This is a genomic window from uncultured Subdoligranulum sp. (assembly GCF_963931595.1).
In the GTDB taxonomy this organism is placed as follows: Bacteria; Bacillota; Clostridia; order Oscillospirales; family Ruminococcaceae; genus Gemmiger.
In genome coordinates, this window is record NZ_OZ007030.1 from 2,777,161 (window position 1) to 2,789,015 (window position 11,855).

The window sequence follows — 11,855 nt, forward strand, 5'->3', positions numbered from 1 at the left end:
AGGTCGCCGCCGCACGGAGGATGACGGCCATTGAGTTTTTGCGCCGCTACCGAGCCGGTGATTTGGTCAAGAGCAGCGCGCATGGTGAGTTTGAACTGAAAAGCCATGACAGCTTCAAGATCAACGGTGAAAGCAGCCTCTGGCACTGGAAAAGCCGGGGTATCGGCGGCAAATCGGCGCTGGATTATCTGCTCCATGTGGAGGGGTGTTCCTTTGTAGAAGCGGTACGTCTGCTCTGTGACGAGCAGCCGGTATTTACACCGCAAAACCATCTGGAAGTGGAACACCGGCGCCCGCCGTTTGAACTGCCGCCAAAATCTCCGACCGCCACGCGGGTGGAAGCCTACCTGCGCTGCCGGGGCATCTCACAGGCTGTGATCGACCACTGTCTGCAAGCCGGCATTCTGTATGAGAGCCTGCCCTACCACAACTGTGTGTTTGTGGGCCGGGATGCGGACGGTGTGCCGAAGTATGCCGCGCTGCGCGGCACCTACACCTACGGTAAACAATTCAAAGCAGAATCCACCGGCAGTGACAAACGGTTTGGGTTTTGTATCGAACCTGCGCAGGAAAGCGGAACGGTGGCTGTGTTTGAAGCGGCCATCGACGCCATGGCCGAGATGACGTTGGCCGGGGATGCGGCGGACAAATACCGGCTGTCTTTGGGCGGTATCTACGCGCCGGAAGATGGCAAACCCATCCACCCGCCCGCTGCTCTGGAAGAATTTTTGCGCCGCCACCCGCAGGTGAACCGCATCGAGTTCTGCCTGGACAACGACCTGCCCGGCCGCGCCGCCGCTGCGGCACTGGCCCGGCTGTACGGCGAGCGGTACCGGGTGGCTGTTCGCCTGCCGCCCATCGGGGGCTTCGACTATGCCGATCTGGCGCAGGCGGCACTGGAATACCGCACAAAAGGCAAGGTGAAAAGTTGTGCAAGAAAGCAAAACAAATACAATGCGAGGTGAACGCTATGGAAAATCTGACCTTCAAACTGTATTCTCCGCTGACGGCGGAACTTCTGCCGGTCGATAGCGAGTTCTGTCAGGAAGATGAGCTCGTGGAACTGCGCGGGCGGGAACTGTCCGCCTACGCAGCAGCCATCTCCGAGCAGATCGAGCGGGAGGGCGACCACCTGGAACAGTATCTCGACGGCGAGAGCGAATCCTACCTGGCTGCTCATGTGAAAAGCATCCGAATCTCGGTGGAGGAACACGGCGGTGAACTGTGCGGTTGCGCCACCGTTGTGGTGGATGCGGACCTGACCGAACGCGGCTGGAATGACCTGCAGGAGTATCTCTCCGGCCAGTATTCGGACGGCTGGGGCGAGGGCTTTGAGCAGCGCGACATCGCGGTTGAAAATGGTTGCCTCAACGTCCACTTCTGGCAGCCGGATAACTTTGAATTTAGGGTGGTACCGGTTGAGTGCAAATCGCAGGTCGAACGATCTGCGGCGGATGTGGCAGCAGCAGGGGGCGGCAATCGGATACGGCGTCCTGACAAGAAGTACGAGATCACCGACATCGCCCACCCGGTTTACCCGGAGCTGCACCGCATTCGGGCGCTGCGGCAAGTTACCAAAACAGTGGGACCCGGTACAATGGGCGGTTATATCCAGAGCGAAAATAATTTGTCTCAGGAAAAAGACGCAGCGTGGATCTACGGAGAAGCTATCTGCTGTGATGACGCGCGTGTGACGAAGAACGCTGCTCTGACAGGCCATGCCTATGTATGTGAATCGGCGCTGGTTTGCGGCGAGACTGAAATCGGTGATTCAGCCTGCGTGAAAGATGATGCTGTTGTGATGGCCGGTACAGTTAAGGGAAATGCACGCGTTTGTGGCAGTGGCTTGGTTACGAAAAATTTCGGCACGGAATATGCTCCCGTAGTGGAAGGCAATGCCACCGTCATGGGAACGGTGGCGGGTGCAGTCTACCTTTCGGGAAATGCATTCATATTACCTGGAAGCACTGTGGATAATCCCATCACGGATGTGCTGGCGATCAACGGAAACGGTGCCCGGCTGTATATCAACGAAACACCGAAATTCCCCTCGTTGCCTGAACGATAAACGAATAGAAAGGAAGATGCCTTTGACCAAAACACCCGAAACCAATATTGTATTTGGACCGCAGCCCAAGTTTGAAATGCCCGAACACGCCGGCGGCGACGGCTGGACGATTTTGCACGGCGACTGCCTGCGCCTGATGCGCCAGATGCAGGACGGCGTGTTTGACGCCGTCATCACCGACCCGCCCTATGCCTCGGGCGGGAGTACACCCGCCGAAAAAACCAAAACCACCTCCCAGAAATACAGTTCGATGTCCCCGGACAAGGCATTGCCCGATTTTGCCGGTGACCAGATGGACCAGCGCAGCTGGACGAACTTCATGACGGACTGGCTGAACGAAGCCTACCGCTTGTGCCGGCCCGGCGCGCCCATCTGCCTGTTCATCGACTGGCGGCAGCTGCCGTCCATGACCGACGCCTTGCAGCGTTCGGGCTGGATCTGGCGCGGCATCGCTGTGTGGGACAAAGCGACCTGCCGCCCGCAGAAAGGACGCTTCCGCCAGCAGGCGGAGTTCATCGTCTGGGGTTCCAAAGAAGCCATGCCCTTGCAGCGCAACGTCGGCTGCCTGCCCGGCGTGTTCCGGTATAGCAATCCGGCCAGCGGCGGGCGTATCCATGTGACCGAGAAATCGCTGCCGCTCATGCGCGACATCGTCCAGATCTGCGAGCCGGGCGGGCGCATTTTCGATCCGTTTGCCGGGGCGGGTACCACGATCCTGGCCGCGGTGCGCGAAGGGTACGAGGCGGTCGGCATTGAAAAAACGGCCGCCTACTACAAACTCGGTTCCGATCGGGTGAAATTTGCGTTGGCAGCGAGAGAAAATGCCAAATGATCCGGGGTGGATTCCAATAGGAATCCATCCACAGAAGTAAACCGAGCGGGTAGGATTCCTATTGGAATCCTACCCGCAATTTTCATTGTACGGTGCGCAGAGGTTTGTTACACATTATATAACAAACCTCCTGCACCCGGTTTTTATAGAGAAAGGAAATGTACTATGAAACGTCCCTGGGCCTTTATCTGTGCCGCATCCACCACAAAATCTGAAACATTACGCCGTTATTGCCGAGAACTTTACGAACTCGGCTATGTGCCGGTCTGCCCGCCGTTGCAGGATGGGCAGTATCTGGTGCTGGCCGACCCCACCGAGCGGGCGGATTACAACGAGATCGTGCGCGAAAAAATCCTGCGCAGCCCGCTTTTGGTGTTTTGCGGGCGCAGGACTGACGCAACGACCGCCGCCCAGATCGGCCTGGCGCAGAAGTACGGGCGCATCGTGACCGATCTGGATGGCCAGCGCGTAGCGGCGGAACAGGGAGAAGCGCTCCCCTGCTGAGGCCCTACCGGCTGGCGCATTACCTGCTGGCAAGTTTTGCAAGCATAGCGTTTGGACGTCCAAACGCTTGTTTTGGGGATGCCCCAAACCCCGTATGCCGCCTGGCGGCCATCCGAATATGCCACTGGGAGGTGAGATCATCCGCAAACGAAACCATCAGATCGCGTTGCGGCTCAATGAACAGGAACTGCGCCATCTCGACCGCCAATCCGAACTGAGCGGTCTGTCGCGCGAAGAATACCTGCGCGCATTAATCATGGGGGCTGAACTTCATCCGCGCCCCTGCACGCATCACGCCGACCTGTTGCGCAAGGTGGCGGGCCTCTGCAACAACGCCAACCAACTGGCCCACCGCGCGAACAGCACCGGCGTGGCCGGGCAGGAAAGTGTGGACAAAATGACGGCACTGGCCGCGGAGGTCTACCGCGTCGTCAAAGAAAACTGGTGATGTCGCATGGCTTACACCTCTCTCATCCCCGTGCGCCGCCTGGACAGGGCGGTGAAATATGTGCGGGACAAAACCAAAACCACAAAGCCGAGTTCGCTGGAAGAAGCGGTGGACTACGCCCTCAACCGTGACAAGACCGAGTCCGTCTGCTTTGAGACGGGACTAAGCTGCCTGTGTGAAACGGCGTTTACCGACATGAAAGCCAATGCCCTCCGCTGGCACAAAACCGGCGGCGTACAAGGGTATCATTTGGTCCAGAGTTTTGCCGCGGGCGAGGTGATGCCGGAACTGGCCCACCAGATCGGCGTGGAACTGGCCGACCAGCTGTTGGCTGGGCGCTACCAGGCCGTGGTGACGACCCATCTCAACACCGGCCACATCCACAATCACATCGTTTGGTGCGCGGTGGCGCTGGACAACGGCCGCAAATACCACAGCAATGCCAAAAGCTATTACACCGAGGTACGCGCCAGGTCAGACGCTCTGTGCCGGCAGTATGGTTTGTCGGTGATCGAAACCGAAAGAAGCCAGCAGAGTTCACAGCCATACGCCGAATGGCAAGCGGGTCAGACAGGCCAGTCAACCTGGCGCAGCCTCATCCGGCGGGATGTGGACGATGCGATCAACCGTTCGCTGACCTGGCGGCAGTTTGTCCAGGCGATGGAGGAAAAGGGCTACACGATGCGGTTCGACCGCAAATACCCGATTTTGCAGCCGCCAGACAAAACCCGACCGGTGCGGTTCAAAACCTTGGGCAAGCGATACACCCCGCAGGCTATCCGCAACAGAATCCTGTATCCGAGATGGCGGTATCCAACGGGTCAACGAGAGCCGGTCGTCTGGTTTGGCCGCCTGCACGGAACCCACCGCAAAGCCCGCAAGCTCACCGGCCTGCGGGCTTTGTATTATCGGTATCTGTACGAACTGGGGGCGCTGCCCCGAAAGCCGCAGCGTCCCCGCTACGCTGTGCGGCAGGATATTCGCAATTTGGACAAGCGCATCCGGCAGATGGAATTTTTGTCTCGCCACGAAATCGGTACTCTGGTGCAGTTGGATACCTACCGCCAGGCACAGGAGCAGGCTGTAGATGCGCTGCTTGCCAAGCGCCGCCAACTCCACAAGGCAGCGCCGGACGATGCCGTCAAAGCGAGGTTGACACAGATCACCCAAAGCCTCAAGCCGCTGCGGCGGGACATCCGGCTCTGCCGCCAAATTGCAGAGCAATCGGTGCAGATGCAAAAACGCCTGCGGCAGCGGGAGGAATCTTGCCAAAACACAGAAAGAAATCCCGCACACGAACCCGACAGAAAAACCAACCCAACCAGATAAAAAGGAGAAACGCTTATGGATCATTATTTGGACAACCCCGACCGCTGGGCCTACCGCCGCGCGTATGCCGAGCGCAACTACCCGGTTGGCACCCGCATCCGGCTTCTTGCTATGCCGGACGACCCGAACCCCATCCCCGCGGGGACCTGCGGCACGGTGGTGGCGGTGGATGACGCCGGCCAGCTGCTCATGCAGTGGGACAATGGGCGCAGCCTGTCGCTGGTGCCCGGCGCAGACAGCTTTGAGGTGCTGGAGCGCCCCGGACACCGGGATGCCCCCGCGCGCACCGCGCACAGAAATGGAGACGCCAGATGAATTTGGGCTCTGACCCGGCCGACCAGGTCGTCCGGTATACGCTGGAAGGCACAGAGTTTGCGCTGCGCCTTTCTGGTACTGCGGCCAAAAACTTTGCCGTCTTTGTCGCCGCGGTGCTGCGCGACCAGAAAAAGACTCGCGGGAAAACCAACCTCGCAAGATTGCTGCGGGAAGGCAAGCCGCTGAAATTCTTTTCGGTCCCAGCAGACCGTATGCGTGAGTTTGCGCAGGAAGCCAAGCGCCACGGCCTGCTGTTCGTGCCGATGCGTGACCGTAACGACCCAGATCATATCGAGATCGCCATCTGGGCCGAGGATTCCGCCAAGGTGGAACGGATCATCGACCGGATGCAGCTGGATGTGGTGGAAACCGGGGAAGCCGAGATCATGTCGGATGTCACACCCGAACAGCCCGCGCCGGGGCAGGAAGCGCCCGAACGTCAGCCTGTGCAAGGCGCTGACGATGTCTCTATCCCGTTTGGATTGGACGACCCTGACGGCGACCTGGGTTTTACCCGACCGGCTCCGCTATCTGCGGAGCCGGAGGACCCGCCGTTTTCCCGCTCGACCCGGACGACCGTCCCTCGGTCCGTGCCGCCCTCCGCCAGCAAAAACAGATCGCCCAATATTTCTCCCGCGTTGTGCGCCGCGCAGGCACGGGCAAGGGGTGAGCGCCCCAGTGTGCGGGAGGAACTGCGGGGGATCAAGGCCATGCTGCACGCCACAGAGGCGATGGCGCCCAAGCCCAAAGTGCCTATCCGCATCCATCGCGGTGACCGCGCCCGCTGAGCCGGAAGTTTTCCGTTTGTTTTCATTTGGTATATAGCTATGGAAGGGGTGTTGTGGTAATGTTGAACCTGAAAAGAGTATCCCATTGCCGGGGGCATCCCGGCAGATAGGAGGCAACCATGCATCGCAGCAACATCCGCGTTATGAAGATGGACCGCAACGACCGCAGCATTTTGATGCGGGCATTGTATGCGGATTTTTGCGCCAACCGGGAGGTGGGGCTGCCCTATGGCCATCTGGCCGCGCTCATCACGAAACTGCATGAGACCCAACCCGGCAAGCTGCCGCTGGACGATGCCGAGTTCCGCCTGGCCCGCAATTCCCTTAACCATCTGCGCAATGAGCGCATCGCCGCCGGCGGATACACCGATGCCGCGGATGCCGCGCTGCTCAAACTCATCCGGGCCAAACCGCCGTTGTGGTTGTTCGGATGATCCAATGCCAACTCAATTGGAAAGCCCGGACGTCTGTCAGGGCTTTCGCTATGTCTAAACCCAGCACCAGAAAGAAAATCATCATAAAACTGCACAAACGACTGGAGGGATGCCCTTGACGTCAAATGAATTTTGGGCCATCATCGACCGCGCCCGGCAGCGCGCCGCCCCGAACAGCGAACCGGCAATGCAGGACGCGCTGTATGCGGAACTGGTGCAACTGCCGGCGCTGAAACTGTCTGCCTGGCAGGACCTGCAATACACCTATATGGACCTGGCCTGTACGCGCAAATTGTTTGGCGCGGCCGTCCTGATCAACGGCGGCAGCTCAGACGACCGCTTTCTGGATTTCACCGCCTGGCTGGTAATGCAGGGGAAAACCGTATACGAATCTGCGTTGGCCGCCCCGGACAGCCTGGCACGGTTCGATCTTCCCTTTGATGCCGCCGAGTGGGAGCTCTGCGGATACATTGCGGACCATGCGTATACCGGCAAGCGGTATCTAGCCCTGTTAGCGCCGAACGCCCCGGCAAGGCAGTTGCTTCGCCAGCGTTACCCGGATCGGACGGATATAGACGCGCAGGTCGCGCGTATTTGCAGGGACGAGGCCCTGGGCCGGCCGTTTTACCCTTCGGGCGGCGACCAGGACATCAAGGGGCTTTTGCTGCAATGGGATATCGCCCAGTGTATGATCCACAGCGGCGTCTCCCGATACAACGAGGAACTTACCCCGGATTGGCAAGCCCGCGAGGAACTGCGGGCAGAACTTGCCGAACATCTCACCATCCAGAAAGGCCCGGCCGATATCAACCTGAAAGAGGCGCTGCCACAACTGTGGCAAAAGCGAACGGAATGGGAAGAAGCCCACGCCGTGCAGCGCCCCCATCCCCACAGAGGATGGGAACGGTAACCGTTGCAGAAAAAATCCCCCTGGTGGGTCTGGCTGCTGCCGCTGCCGCTTGTCTGGTGGGCATCGGCCGGGCTGGCCATGCGGTGGGATGCCGCCGCTGGGCTGGCCGGGATACTGGCCGCCGTCAACAATTTGCTGGCGCGACCTTTCCCGGTCTATTACACACCCCAGACCCCGCGCTTTCTGTTGCTTGGCACCGCGCTCTATGCGGGCACCGGCCTTGTCCTCGCAGCCGATCATAAAAACGCCCGCCCCGGCGAGGAACACGGTTCCGCCCGCTGGGGCAATGTCTTTGCCCTGCAGCGTAAGTACGCCGACAGGGCAGGCCCCAACCTGCTGCTGACCCGACATTTTCGCATCGGGGTGGACGGGTACAAGCACAAGCACAACACCAACATCCTCGTCGTGGGCGGCTCCGGCGCGGGTAAGACCCGCACCTACGCGGTGCCCAACGTATTGGAAGCCGCCAAGGCCGGGCCGGACGGGAAAGGCTGTTCGCTGATACTGACCGATCCTAAAAGTGAAATTCTGCGCAAGACCGGCAGCTATCTGCTGAAGCAGGGCTATGAGGTGCGGGTGTTTGACCTCATCAACCCCAGCACGTCCTTCTGCTATAACCCGTTCGTCTATGTGCAGGATGACAAAGATGTGCTGCAGCTCATCACCAATTTAATTCAGAACACGACGCCCTCCCAAGCTCAAACCAGCGATCCGTTTTGGGAACGTTCCGAAACCGCCCTGCTGCAAGCCCTCATGCTCTATCTGCTGCACGAGGCCCCGCCGCGCGAGCAGAACTTCGGCATGGTCATGGAGCTATTGGAGAGTGCCGAGGTCAAGGAGGAAGATGAAAACTACCAGTCCCCGCTGGACGTGCTGTTTGAACGGCTTGCGGAACGGGAGCCGGACAGCATTGCCGTCAAGCAATACCGCGTCTTCAAGCAAGCCGCCGGCAAAACCGCGAAATCGATTTTGGTGAGCGTCGGCGTGCGGCTGGCGGCGTTCAACTTACCGCAGATCGACCGCCTGACGATGACGGACGAACTGCATTTGGATGAGTTAGGCGAGAAAAAAGTGGCGCTGTTTTGCTGCATCCCCGACTCGGACAAGTCGCTCAATTATCTCGTCGGCATGGTGTATACGCAGCTCATCCAGACGCTCTACCGCCAGGCCGACCGCGTCCATAAAGGCCGCCTGCCGGTGCCGGTGCATTGCCTGATGGACGAGTTCCCGAATGTTTCGTTGCCCAAAGACAGCTTTCTGTCGGCGCTGGCCACCATGCGCAGCCGCGGCATTTTTTGCTCAATCATTGTGCAAAACATTTCGCAGCTCAAAGCGTTGTACAAAGACAGCTGGGAGTCGCTGATCGGCCTGTGCGACGAGTTTCTCTATCTCGGGGGCAACGAGCAGAGCACCCACAAATATGTTTCCGAACTGATCGGCAAAGAAACGGTGGACACGACCAACCACAGCCGCAGCCATGGCCGCGGCGGCAGTTACAGCACCAGCGAACAGCAGGCCGCGCGCGACCTGCTCACGCCGGATGAAGTCCGCCTGCTGCCGGACGGCAAAGCCGTCTTGTTCGTGCGTGGTGAGCGGCCGGTCATCGACGACAAGTACGACCTGCTGCGCCACCCCTGCATCCGCTATACCGAGGACGGCGGCGCGCCGCCCTATGATTATGCCGCGGCCAAGCAGGCGGCGGACGACCTGCCCGGCGATGCCGCTGACTGGGAACTGCTGGACATGTACGACTTTTTGCCGCAGTCCAAACCGACCAAACCGCCCTTCCGAACCATTCCACATAAAACCACAAGGAGGTCTGCCTATGAATCCCATGCATCGCAAAAACAAAAACCGACTGAATGACCAACCCATCCCCCGCCGCCTGCGCCGCAGTTTCGCGCTGTACGCGGCCATTGTGGCCGCCTGCTGCCTGGCGATGCCGGTGCTGGCGGACGGCGACCCGTTGACGGTCATCAACAATTTGAGTACGTTTATCTTTTCGGTCATCCGCGCCATCGGTCTCATCCTGCTTGGCTGGGGTATTGTCCAGATCGGCCTGTCGCTGCAAAGCCACGACCCCAGCCAGCGCAGCCAGGGGTTCCTCACGCTGGCGGGCGGTATCATCATCACGTTTGCCAAAGAGATCCTCGATCTGATCATCGGGACGGGCGCGTGAAGGGCGCGGCGTTCCGCCTGCGGAAGGGGGTGATGCGATACGGACAATAACTGGATCGTGGATAACCTGACCAACGCCCTCAACACCTGGAACGACAAGCTGGCCGAGATCTGGCAGCTGCTGACCGCCAGCCCGGTCAGCTACAACGGCGGCGCGGTGTGGGGCGTCATGACCGGCATCCACGGCGCGCTGCAGGCCATTGGGTATGGGCTGCTGGTGCTGTTTTTTGCCGCCGGTGTGGTCAAGACCTGCGGCAGCTTTGTGGAGGTCAAAAAACCGGAACACGCCCTCAAGCTGTTCATTCGTTTTGTGCTGGCCAAGACGGCGGTGGATTTCGGCATGGACCTGATGCTGGCGGTGTTTGACATCGTGCAGGGCATGATCTCGCAGGTCATTGGCTCTGCGGGGGTAAGCGGCATCGGCACCGCCACGCTGCCGCAGGAACTCGTCGATACCATCAACGCCTGCGGATTTTGGGAGAGTATTCCGCTGTGGGCGGTCACGCTCATCGGCAGCCTGCTCATCACGGTGCTGTCCTTTGTCATGGTGCTGACCGTATACGGGCGAATGTTTTCCCTTTGGATGTACGCCGCCATCGCGCCGGTGCCGCTGTCGGCCTTTGCAGGCGAACCCAGCGCCAGCGTGGGCAAGAACTTCCTGCGCAGCTATGCCGGCGTCTGCCTGCAAGGTCTGGTCATTGCGCTGGCCTGCATCATCTTTTCGGCGCTTTCCACCAGCGCGCCGGCAGTCGACCCCAGCGCCAGCGCCATCACGGCGGTGTGGTCCTATGTGGGCGCACTGGCGTTCAATTTGTTGGTGCTGGTCGGGGCCGTCAAGGGGTGCGACCGGATCGTCAAGGAGATCATGGAGCTGTAACAGAAATCAGGAGCCTGCCGAAGCAAGCTCCCGGTTTCAGTTCTGGTGCTGGATGATCCATTGCAAAAGATCGGTGTTGTTTGCCCTGTCGGCCGCAACTGCAAAGATGATGTCGATGAGTTCCTGCTGTGTGTAGGACAACTCGATGCCGTTCAAGGCGAGAAAGACCAGCATTACATGAGCGCCGATCCGTTTGTTGCCGTCCACAAAGGGATGGTTGCAAACTAGCCCGAACCCAAGCTGTGCCGCCTTAGCCTGCACCGAAGGGTACAGGCTTTGCCCACCAAACGTCTGAAACGGTGCAGCCAACGCGGACTCCAACAACCCATCATCACGGATGCCTGCCGTACCGCCAAACTCTTGCAACAGTTGCTCATGGAGCAGGAGGACCTGCCGTTTTGTCAGCTGTTTCATTTGGCCAATACCTCATACGCGTCTTTGTTTTTGGTCATGAGGCGTTTTGAAATCGTCAGAACATCCTCATCGTTGGCCTGCTGTTCGCTTTCCAGTTGGCTGAACTCGATCAGGACGTAGCGCGGCGTGTTGTTCTTGAGAATGACAGCTGCGCCGTTCTCGTCCACCAGCCGTGCCACGCGGGAAAAGTTCTGATTGGCTTCGGTGATGGATACCAGATTACCAGTGTTGATGATCATAGGTCAACACCTCCTTCTGGTAATAGTATACACGAAAAATAGGAGAAATACAACCTATAATGCGAGGTGGTTTGTATCGAAATCAAAATCCCCAAAGAAATCCGCAACTACCACGAGAACATTTTTTTCGGGCTCAACACCCGGCAATTCGTCTGCTCACTGCTGGCGCTTGGCGCGGCGGTGGGCCTTTATTTTTGCCTGCGGCCCATCGTCGGCGCAGAGCAGGTCGGCTGGATGTGCATCCTGGGCGCTGCGCCGTTTGCCGCCTGTGGATTCTTCAGCTACCATGGCATGACGGCCGAACAACTGCTGTGGGCGTGGATCAAGTCGGAAATTCTGAGCCCCAAAAGGCTGGTGTTCCGGTCGGACTGCCTGTACTACCAGATCATGCAGCCCGCCATGGCCGAGGGCTGCAAGCGCCGCCACAAAAAGCGCGCAAACAAAACCGACAAAACCCAAACTGAAACGGAGGAATCGTATGAAGAAAAATGAAATGACCAAAGCCCCGGAGGCCCGCCA

16 protein-coding genes are annotated in these 11,855 nt (G+C 59.2%); 14 read left to right on the forward strand and 2 right to left on the reverse strand.

From position 1 onward, the window contains the following. Positions 1-20: 20 nt before the first annotated feature. The 13 genes from ABGT73_RS13225 (at position 21) to ABGT73_RS13285 (ending at position 10,683) form a co-directional block, all read left to right on the forward strand. Positions 21-965, forward strand: a complete 945-nt coding sequence (locus ABGT73_RS13225; protein ID WP_346670123.1) for a DUF3991 domain-containing protein — start codon at positions 21-23, stop codon at positions 963-965. A gap of 5 nt (positions 966-970) precedes the next feature. Next, complete coding sequence (locus ABGT73_RS13230) at positions 971-2,068, forward strand: hypothetical protein (protein WP_346670124.1); 1,098 nt, start codon at positions 971-973, stop codon at positions 2,066-2,068. Positions 2,069-2,144: 76 nt separating this feature from the next. Further along, the gene (locus ABGT73_RS13235) at positions 2,145-2,900 is read left to right on the forward strand and encodes a DNA methyltransferase (RefSeq protein WP_346670341.1); all 756 of its coding nucleotides are present in this window, start codon (positions 2,145-2,147) and stop codon (positions 2,898-2,900) included. A 165-nt stretch (positions 2,901-3,065) separates the two neighbouring features. Next, complete coding sequence (locus ABGT73_RS13240; protein ID WP_346670125.1) at positions 3,066-3,404, forward strand: hypothetical protein; 339 nt, start codon at positions 3,066-3,068, stop codon at positions 3,402-3,404. A gap of 139 nt (positions 3,405-3,543) precedes the next feature. Then, positions 3,544-3,852 (forward strand): plasmid mobilization protein, encoded by a 309-nt coding sequence (mobC, locus tag ABGT73_RS13245; RefSeq protein ID WP_346670342.1) that lies wholly within the window; start codon positions 3,544-3,546, stop codon positions 3,850-3,852. Positions 3,853-3,858: 6 nt separating this feature from the next. Beyond that, positions 3,859-5,181 (forward strand): relaxase/mobilization nuclease domain-containing protein, encoded by a 1,323-nt coding sequence (locus tag ABGT73_RS13250; RefSeq protein WP_346670126.1) that lies wholly within the window; start codon positions 3,859-3,861, stop codon positions 5,179-5,181. A gap of 15 nt (positions 5,182-5,196) precedes the next feature. Continuing rightward, positions 5,197-5,496, forward strand: a complete 300-nt coding sequence (locus ABGT73_RS13255; RefSeq protein WP_346670127.1) for a DUF4314 domain-containing protein — start codon at positions 5,197-5,199, stop codon at positions 5,494-5,496. After that, positions 5,493-6,284, forward strand: a complete 792-nt coding sequence (locus ABGT73_RS13260; protein WP_346670128.1) for a PcfB family protein — start codon at positions 5,493-5,495, stop codon at positions 6,282-6,284. The genes ABGT73_RS13255 and ABGT73_RS13260 overlap by 4 nt, the downstream gene beginning before the upstream one ends. Before the next feature lie 119 nt (positions 6,285-6,403). Further along, on the forward strand, positions 6,404-6,718 hold the full coding sequence (locus ABGT73_RS13265) for a hypothetical protein (RefSeq protein ID WP_346670129.1): 315 nt from the start codon (positions 6,404-6,406) through the stop codon (positions 6,716-6,718). 115 nt (positions 6,719-6,833) lie between these two features. Beyond that, entirely contained in the window at positions 6,834-7,628 is a 795-nt protein-coding gene (locus tag ABGT73_RS13270; protein WP_346670130.1) for a DUF4240 domain-containing protein, read from the forward strand. A gap of 3 nt (positions 7,629-7,631) precedes the next feature. Then, positions 7,632-9,494: a VirD4-like conjugal transfer protein, CD1115 family gene (locus ABGT73_RS13275; protein ID WP_346670131.1), complete on the forward strand. Its 1,863-nt coding sequence runs from the start codon at positions 7,632-7,634 to the stop codon at positions 9,492-9,494. Further along, positions 9,454-9,807 (forward strand): hypothetical protein, encoded by a 354-nt coding sequence (locus ABGT73_RS13280; protein ID WP_346670132.1) that lies wholly within the window; start codon positions 9,454-9,456, stop codon positions 9,805-9,807. The genes ABGT73_RS13275 and ABGT73_RS13280 overlap by 41 nt, the downstream gene beginning before the upstream one ends. A gap of 54 nt (positions 9,808-9,861) precedes the next feature. Continuing rightward, on the forward strand, positions 9,862-10,683 hold the full coding sequence (locus ABGT73_RS13285) for a hypothetical protein (protein ID WP_346670343.1): 822 nt from the start codon (positions 9,862-9,864) through the stop codon (positions 10,681-10,683). A 36-nt stretch (positions 10,684-10,719) separates the two neighbouring features. On the opposite strand, the gene ABGT73_RS13290 is transcribed toward ABGT73_RS13285, so the two are convergent. Both ABGT73_RS13290 and ABGT73_RS13295 read right to left on the reverse strand, forming a co-directional pair. After that, positions 10,720-11,097: a type II toxin-antitoxin system death-on-curing family toxin gene (locus ABGT73_RS13290; RefSeq protein ID WP_346670133.1), complete on the reverse strand. Its 378-nt coding sequence runs from the start codon at positions 11,095-11,097 to the stop codon at positions 10,720-10,722. Next, positions 11,094-11,336 (reverse strand): type II toxin-antitoxin system Phd/YefM family antitoxin, encoded by a 243-nt coding sequence (locus tag ABGT73_RS13295; RefSeq protein WP_346670134.1) that lies wholly within the window; start codon positions 11,334-11,336, stop codon positions 11,094-11,096. The genes ABGT73_RS13290 and ABGT73_RS13295 overlap by 4 nt, the downstream gene beginning before the upstream one ends. Positions 11,337-11,411: 75 nt before the next feature. Here ABGT73_RS13295 and ABGT73_RS13300 point away from each other — a divergent pair, with 75 nt between their 5' ends. Further along, complete coding sequence (locus ABGT73_RS13300) at positions 11,412-11,828, forward strand: PrgI family protein (RefSeq protein WP_346670344.1); 417 nt, start codon at positions 11,412-11,414, stop codon at positions 11,826-11,828. The last annotated feature ends 27 nt before the right edge of the window (positions 11,829-11,855 follow it).

Bases quoted from the DNA above. Each gene is read 5' to 3' on its own strand.
- ABGT73_RS13290 (WP_346670133.1), bottom strand. From the start codon at position 11,097: ATGAAACAGCTGACAAAACGGCAGGTCCTCCTGCTCCATGAGCAACTG.
- ABGT73_RS13225 (WP_346670123.1), top strand. From the start codon at position 21: ATGACGGCCATTGAGTTTTTGCGCCGCTACCGAGCCGGTGATTTGGTC.
- ABGT73_RS13240 (WP_346670125.1), top strand. From the start codon at position 3,066: ATGAAACGTCCCTGGGCCTTTATCTGTGCCGCATCCACCACAAAATCT.
- ABGT73_RS13230 (WP_346670124.1), top strand. From the start codon at position 971: ATGGAAAATCTGACCTTCAAACTGTATTCTCCGCTGACGGCGGAACTT.
- ABGT73_RS13265 (WP_346670129.1), top strand. From the start codon at position 6,404: ATGCATCGCAGCAACATCCGCGTTATGAAGATGGACCGCAACGACCGC.
- ABGT73_RS13280 (WP_346670132.1), top strand. From the start codon at position 9,454: ATGAATCCCATGCATCGCAAAAACAAAAACCGACTGAATGACCAACCC.
- ABGT73_RS13260 (WP_346670128.1), top strand. From the start codon at position 5,493: ATGAATTTGGGCTCTGACCCGGCCGACCAGGTCGTCCGGTATACGCTG.
- ABGT73_RS13295 (WP_346670134.1), bottom strand. From the start codon at position 11,336: ATGATCATCAACACTGGTAATCTGGTATCCATCACCGAAGCCAATCAG.
- ABGT73_RS13235 (WP_346670341.1), top strand. From the start codon at position 2,145: ATGCCCGAACACGCCGGCGGCGACGGCTGGACGATTTTGCACGGCGAC.
- ABGT73_RS13255 (WP_346670127.1), top strand. From the start codon at position 5,197: ATGGATCATTATTTGGACAACCCCGACCGCTGGGCCTACCGCCGCGCG.
- ABGT73_RS13250 (WP_346670126.1), top strand. From the start codon at position 3,859: ATGGCTTACACCTCTCTCATCCCCGTGCGCCGCCTGGACAGGGCGGTG.